5 protein-coding genes are annotated in these 6,134 nt (G+C 56.0%); 3 read left to right on the forward strand and 2 right to left on the reverse strand.

The window, feature by feature from the left end:
- Positions 1 to 1,554, forward strand: a complete 1,554-nt coding sequence (locus A1830_RS05045; protein WP_082804097.1) for an efflux transporter outer membrane subunit — start codon at positions 1 to 3, stop codon at positions 1,552 to 1,554.
- Between the two features lie 129 nt (positions 1,555 to 1,683).
- On the opposite strand, the gene A1830_RS22535 is transcribed toward A1830_RS05045, so the two are convergent.
- A complete protein-coding gene (locus A1830_RS22535) occupies positions 1,684 to 1,827 on the reverse strand; it encodes a hypothetical protein (protein ID WP_156484942.1) in 144 nt (47 codons plus the stop codon).
- Positions 1,828 to 2,246: 419 nt separating this feature from the next.
- Between A1830_RS22535 and A1830_RS05050 the strand changes: the two genes are divergently transcribed.
- Together A1830_RS05050 and A1830_RS05055 are read left to right on the forward strand one after the other, a co-directional pair.
- Positions 2,247 to 3,734, forward strand: coding sequence for a sugar porter family MFS transporter (locus tag A1830_RS05050; protein ID WP_067702672.1), 1,488 nt, complete (start codon positions 2,247 to 2,249; stop codon positions 3,732 to 3,734).
- Between the two features lie 106 nt (positions 3,735 to 3,840).
- The gene (locus tag A1830_RS05055) at positions 3,841 to 5,433 is read left to right on the forward strand and encodes an ABC-F family ATPase (RefSeq protein WP_067702675.1); all 1,593 of its coding nucleotides are present in this window, start codon (positions 3,841 to 3,843) and stop codon (positions 5,431 to 5,433) included.
- Here A1830_RS05055 and A1830_RS05060 read toward each other — a convergent pair.
- Entirely contained in the window at positions 5,418 to 5,828 is a 411-nt protein-coding gene (locus A1830_RS05060; RefSeq protein WP_067702678.1) for a hypothetical protein, read from the reverse strand. The genes A1830_RS05055 and A1830_RS05060 overlap by 16 nt on opposite strands.
- Positions 5,829 to 6,134 lie beyond the last annotated feature (306 nt).

A 6,134-nucleotide genomic window follows, 5' to 3' on the forward strand; every position in this document is an offset into this window, starting at 1 on the left:
ATGAACGTTTCTCCTTTATTCCGGCATTCGCGGATAGCGACGCTAATGGTTACTCTGCTGGCGCTGTCGGGCTGTTCCGTCGGGCCAGACTATCAGGCGCCGAAGCCGGTGACGCCAGTGGCCTTCAACGATATGCAGGGCGATGGCGGTTCCCGCCCACAGGCGACGCAGACCAATCCCAGCTGGTGGAAATCCTTTCGCGATCCCCAGCTCGACAGCCTGATCGATCGCGCCATTGCGGGCAACATCAGCCTGCAACAGGCGGTGCTGCGCATCGCTGGCTCCCGACAGCAGCTTAATCAGGCGCGTGGAGCCTGGTTCCCGTCGGTGAACGGCAATGCCTCACTCAATCGTGAGCAGCTTGGTCTTAAGGGCGAGCTGGAATCGAACGGCGTGTATGACCAGGCCGATCAGCTCAACCCAGAGGCCCGTTCGGCCCTGGATGGCCTGAACAAGCCGGTTACGCTTTATCAGGGGAGCTTTGACGCCTCGTGGGAGATAGATCTGTGGGGCAAAGTGCGTCGTCAGGTTGAGATGGCGAAGGCGCAGCAGCAGCAGTCGATTGAGAACCGCAACGATGCCCTGGTTTCTCTGGAAGCCGAAGTTGCCCGTACCTATTTGCAGCTGCGGGGCGCGCAGTCAATCAGTCAGACGCTGCAAAGCCAGATTGACGTGGCGCAGCAGACGCTGGAGCTGACCCAAAGTCAGCAGCGTAACGGTCTGGCCCCACAAATGGATGTGGAAAACGCGCGCGCGCAGCTGAACTCACTTAAAGCCCAGCTGCCGCAGTATCAGGCGCAGATGCGTCAGGCCATGAACGGGCTGGCGGTGTTAATCGGTAAGCCCCCGGGCGCGCTGGATGCTGAACTAACTCAGTCTAAGACCCTGCCACCGCTGCCGCAGGTGGTGCCGGTGGGTATTCCTTCCACGCTGGCCCGCCGACGGCCCGACGTCCGTGAGGCGGAGGCGCAGCTCCATGCCGCCACCGCTAATATCGGCGTATCGGTAGCGCAGCTGTTCCCCGATCTCTCGTTAACCGGGCAGTTTGGCATGCGTAATACCGATGCCAGCTACCTGGATAACTGGAGCAGTAATTTCTATAGCTTTGGTCCGTCCCTGTCGATTCCCATCTTCCAGGGGGGCAGGCTGGTTTCCAGCGTTAAGCTGGCTCGCGCCGAACAGGCTAATGCCGCGCTGGGCTACCGACAAACGGTCCTGACCGCCCTGCAGGATGTGGAAAACGCGCTGGTCAGCTACCGTACCGATCAGCAGCAGGTGGAGGGACTGGATCAGACGGTCGATGCGCTACAGAACGCCTTTAATCTGGCTAACGACAGCTATCGTCAGGGGCTCTCGACGTTTATTGATGCGCTGGATGCCCAGCGTCAGCTGGCTCAGGCGAAGCAGCAGGCCGCCTCGGCCAGGGTGCAGACCAGCCTGGATCTGGTTGCGCTTTACAAAGCCCTTGGCGGGGGCTGGGAGCTGTATCAAAACGTTCAGCTGCCAAATTATTCGGTCTTCGGCCCGGCCGTGAGCGGCAGTAAAACACCTTAGGATCACCTCATCACCGGCGCGCGCCACACGAGGAACGTGCTTCCATAGCAACGGCGTGCGCCAGATGAGGGATGCGCCTCCCTTGCGACTGCCTGCATCAGACGAGTAACCGGGCGGCAGTCTTCCCGACTACACGCTGTTATCGATCCATGCGAATAAGGGCTTATCGCGACTGTCTTTGGCCTTGCATCCACTGCCTTCGCGACCACTTCTCCCGCCTTCGCTTTCACTCAGCCTCTCTTTGGTGCTCACTTCTTCGGCTTTTGCTTTCACTCAGCCTGTCTTTGGCTCTCACTTCTCCCGCCTTCGCTTTCACGCCCTTTGTCTGATGTTGCGCGGCTTCCCGGATCGGTGATGAGGCGGATTAATTGAATAATAATTTTACACACTGCCCGTCTGAGGATTTTATACCGGGTAAAAGTGAAATATTCAGGCCAAAATAACACTTTGTTGGTGACTCTGTTCCATAGCATGGCGTGAGAATTGAGACAACCGTATACGCCGCTCTCTGTGCTTTTTGTCACAATTTCAAGCTGATGATGGGAGCTGTGTTGCAAAATTTAATTTTCATGGTTAATTAAAATGAAAGAAAAGGTCTAAATTAATGCGGTAGCAGACTATTGTCGGACAAGACGTTTCATTCTCCGACATCCCTTTACATCAGGTTTAGAAGACGAGGTTAGGATATCACTATGTCGAAAGAACAATATCTCACGCCCAGCCGGGCCTCTGGCCCCAACAGTACTTCCAAAACGGAACCCTTTGTTAAGGTTGTCGCCTGTATCGCCACGCTGGGCGGTCTGCTTTTTGGTTACGACACCGGCGTTATCTCCGGGGCGCTGTTGTTTATGGGCGATGAGCTCCATCTGACGCCGTTTACTACCGGCCTGGTGACTAGCTCGCTGCTGTTCGGTGCCGCTTTTGGCGCACTGATCTCGGGTCATTTCGCTGCCTCCGCCGGGCGTAAGAAAATCATCATTATCCTCGCAGCGATATTTGCCGTGGGCGCAATGGGGACCTCAATGGCACCCGATGTAAACTGGATGATTTTCTTCCGCCTGGTGCTCGGCGTTGCGGTAGGGGGCGCGGCCGCGACGGTGCCTGTCTATATTGCTGAAATTGCCCCGGCGAACAAGCGCGGTCAATTGGTGACCCTTCAGGAGCTGATGATTGTTTCCGGGCAGATGCTGGCCTATATCTCGAATGCCGGTTTTAACGCCGCCTGGGGCGGTCATGAAACCTGGCGCTGGATGCTGGCCATTGCCACCATTCCTGCGGTGGCACTGTGGATCGGTATGATGTTTATGCCTGACTCCCCGCGCTGGTATGCCATGAAGGGCAGGCTGGCGGAAGCGCGCCAGGTGCTTGAACGTACCCGCGCCAAAAGTGACGTGGAGTGGGAACTGACCGAAATTGAGGAAACCCTGACCGAGGATGAAAATAAGGGCAAGCCGAGCCTGCGCGAACTGAGAAAGCCGTGGCTGCTAAAGCTGTTTTTTATTGGTGTAGGGATTGCGGTGATCCAGCAGCTTTCGGGCGTGAATACCATCATGTATTACGCACCTACCATGCTGAAAGCCGTAGGCATGAGTACCGATGCGGCGCTATTCGCCACCATCAGCAACGGGGCGATCTCGGTGATTATGACCTTTGTCGGTATCTGGCTGCTGGGTAAGCTGGGTCGCCGCACTATGGTAAAAATAGGTCAGTTTGGCTGCACCGCCTGTCTGCTGTTTATCGGTTGCGTCAGTTATTTTATGCCTGAAACGATCGGCGGTCAGCCTGACGTGATGCGGGGATATCTGGTGCTGCTGGGTATGCTGATGTTCCTGAGCTTTCAGCAGGGTGCGCTGTCGCCAGTCACCTGGCTGCTGCTGTCGGAGATCTTCCCGACCCGCCTGCGTGGGATCTTTATGGGCGGTGCGGTCTTCGCCATGTGGATTGCTAATTTCCTGATCTCCCTGGCATTCCCGATACTGCTGTCGACGGTAGGCCTGGCGGGCGCATTCTTTATCTTTGCCCTGATCGGCCTGTTCGGCGCGGTATTTGTGGTGAAATGCATACCGGAAACCCGTAATCGCAGCCTGGAACAGATTGAGCATTACCTGCACGACTGGCTCAGCAATGACGTAGAAACGCGTCCGATGCCCGCGCCGAAACGCGAGATAAAAAGCCACTAACAGGCAGTAAACAACGCGTGAGGGGCGGTGGAGTATTCGCCGCCCCTTTTTTTTGGCATAATGCGCGCTGAATCACACCCTCACATCGCAAACGAAAGGCAATCCTGTGCTAGTTTCCAGTAACGTCACCATGCAGTTTGGCAGTAAGCCGCTGTTCGAAAACATCTCTGTCAAATTTGGCGGCGGCAACCGCTACGGACTGATCGGCGCCAACGGTAGCGGCAAGTCCACCTTTATGAAAATCCTTGGCGGCGATCTGGTTCCGTCAGGCGGTAATGTCTCCCTCGATCCGAATGAGCGTATCGGTAAGCTACGCCAGGATCAGTTCGCCTTTGAGCAGTACACGGTACTTGATACGGTGATCATGGGCCACGGTGAGCTGTGGGAAGTCAAAGAAGAGCGCGATCGCATTTACGCCCTGCCGGAAATGAGCGAAGAAGACGGCTATAAAGTGGCCGATCTCGAGTCGAAGTACGGTGAAATGGACGGTTACACCGCTGAAGCGCGCGCGGGTGAACTGCTGCTGGGTGTGGGTATTCCGCTGGAGCAGCATTACGGCCCGATGAGCGAGGTTGCTCCCGGCTGGAAGCTGCGCGTGCTGCTGGCGCAGGCGTTGTTTTCTAACCCGGATATCCTGCTGCTTGACGAACCGACCAACAACCTGGACATCGATACCATTCGCTGGCTGGAGCAGGTGCTGAACGATCGTAACAGTACCATGATCATCATTTCGCATGACCGTCACTTCCTGAATATGGTCTGCACGCATATGGCCGATCTGGATTACGGCGAGCTGCGCGTTTACCCCGGTAATTACGACGAGTATATGACTGCCGCGACCCAGTCGCGCGAGCGTTTGCTGTCTGATAACGCCAAGAAGAAGGCGCAGATTAATGAATTGCAGTCGTTTGTTAGCCGCTTCAGCGCTAACGCCTCGAAGTCTCGCCAGGCGACCTCGCGCGCTAAGCAGATTGATAAGATCAAGCTGGAAGAAGTTAAGGCCTCAAGCCGTCAGAACCCGTTTATCCGTTTTGATCAGGATAAGAAGCTGTTCCGCAACGCGCTGGAGCTGGAGGCGGTGAGTAAAGGTTTCGACCAGGGTCCGCTGTTTAAGAACGTTAATCTGCTGCTGGAAGTGGGCGAGAAGCTGGCGATTATCGGTCCTAACGGTATCGGTAAGACGACCCTGCTGAAAACGCTGGTGGGTGAGTTGCAGCCTGATACGGGTTCAGTGAAGTGGTCTGAAAACGCGCGTATCGGTTATTACGCTCAGGATCACGCTCATGATTTTGCTGACGATCTGACGGTTTTCGACTGGATGAGCCAGTGGAAGCAGGAGAGCGATGATGAGCAGGCCGTGCGTGGCATTCTGGGGCGTCTGCTGTTCAGTCAGGATGATATCCGTAAGCCCGCGAAGGTTCTTTCCGGTGGTGAGAAGGGGCGTATGCTTTTCGGTAAGCTGATGATGGAAAAGCCGAACGTACTGATTATGGATGAGCCAACCAACCACCTGGATATGGAGTCTATCGAGGCGCTGAATATGGCGCTGGAGATGTACGAAGGTACGCTGATTTTCGTTTCACACGACCGTGAGTTTGTCAGTTCGCTGGCGACGCGGGTGATTGAGATGGTTCCCGGCAAGATCAACGATTTTACCGGCAATTACGAAGATTATCTGCGTAGTCAGGGTATCGTCTGATTTAAGAAGCCCGGCGTCAGGCTTATGGAATGGGGGGCCGGGCTGTGATATCTGCTGTGTCGGTGGATTGTGCTGGCTGCAATATCTGCGGTGCCGATGGATAATTCCTGCGTTAGCCGATTGGTTGTGCTGGCTGCAATTTCTGCTGTGCCGGTGGATAATTCCAGCGTTGGCCGGTTGGTTGTGCTGGCTGCAATTTCTGCGGTGCCGATGGATAATTCCTGCGTTGGCCGATTGGTTGTGCTGGCTGCAATTTCTGCTGTGCCGGTGGATAATCCCTGCGGGTGCCGGGCGTCCTCGCGCCACGCGTTGCGTGGTGCCTTTGGCTCCGGCTCCAGGCCGGACGGCCCGGTCGCGAGCGGGCATCCCTGCCCGCCGCTCCCTGAGTGCAGCATCCCTGNCCCTCGCCTGGCCTTCCGTCTTCGCCGCAGCGCTGCGGAATGCCCGTCACCCGCAGGGATTATCCACCTCTCAGGCTTCTGGGCCGCTTTGAGTAAAACCGTTTATCTGTCCGCGGACTGCTGAGCTGCTCCGGTAAAACCGTTTATCTGTCCGCAGGTTTCCGAGCCTATCCCCGTTAAGATTTGCTCTCGGGCAGGATTCGGCTCACTTTTCGATTTAGTTTTTGGTGCCGCTATTTAGGTCATTTATCTGCACCACAAAAAAACCCGTCACAATAAACTGTGCACTCTCAGTCTTCT

This window comes from Erwinia sp. ErVv1 (assembly GCF_900068895.1).
GTDB lineage: Bacteria > Pseudomonadota > Gammaproteobacteria > Enterobacterales > Enterobacteriaceae > Erwinia.

Coding starts and splice junctions, on each gene's coding strand:
- A1830_RS05045 (WP_082804097.1), top strand. CDS start 1: ATGAACGTTTCTCCTTTATTCCGGCATTCGCGGATAGCGACGCTAATG.
- A1830_RS05050 (WP_067702672.1), top strand. CDS start 2,247: ATGTCGAAAGAACAATATCTCACGCCCAGCCGGGCCTCTGGCCCCAAC.
- A1830_RS05060 (WP_067702678.1), bottom strand. CDS start 5,828: ATGCTGCACTCAGGGAGCGGCGGGCAGGGATGCCCGCTCGCGACCGGG.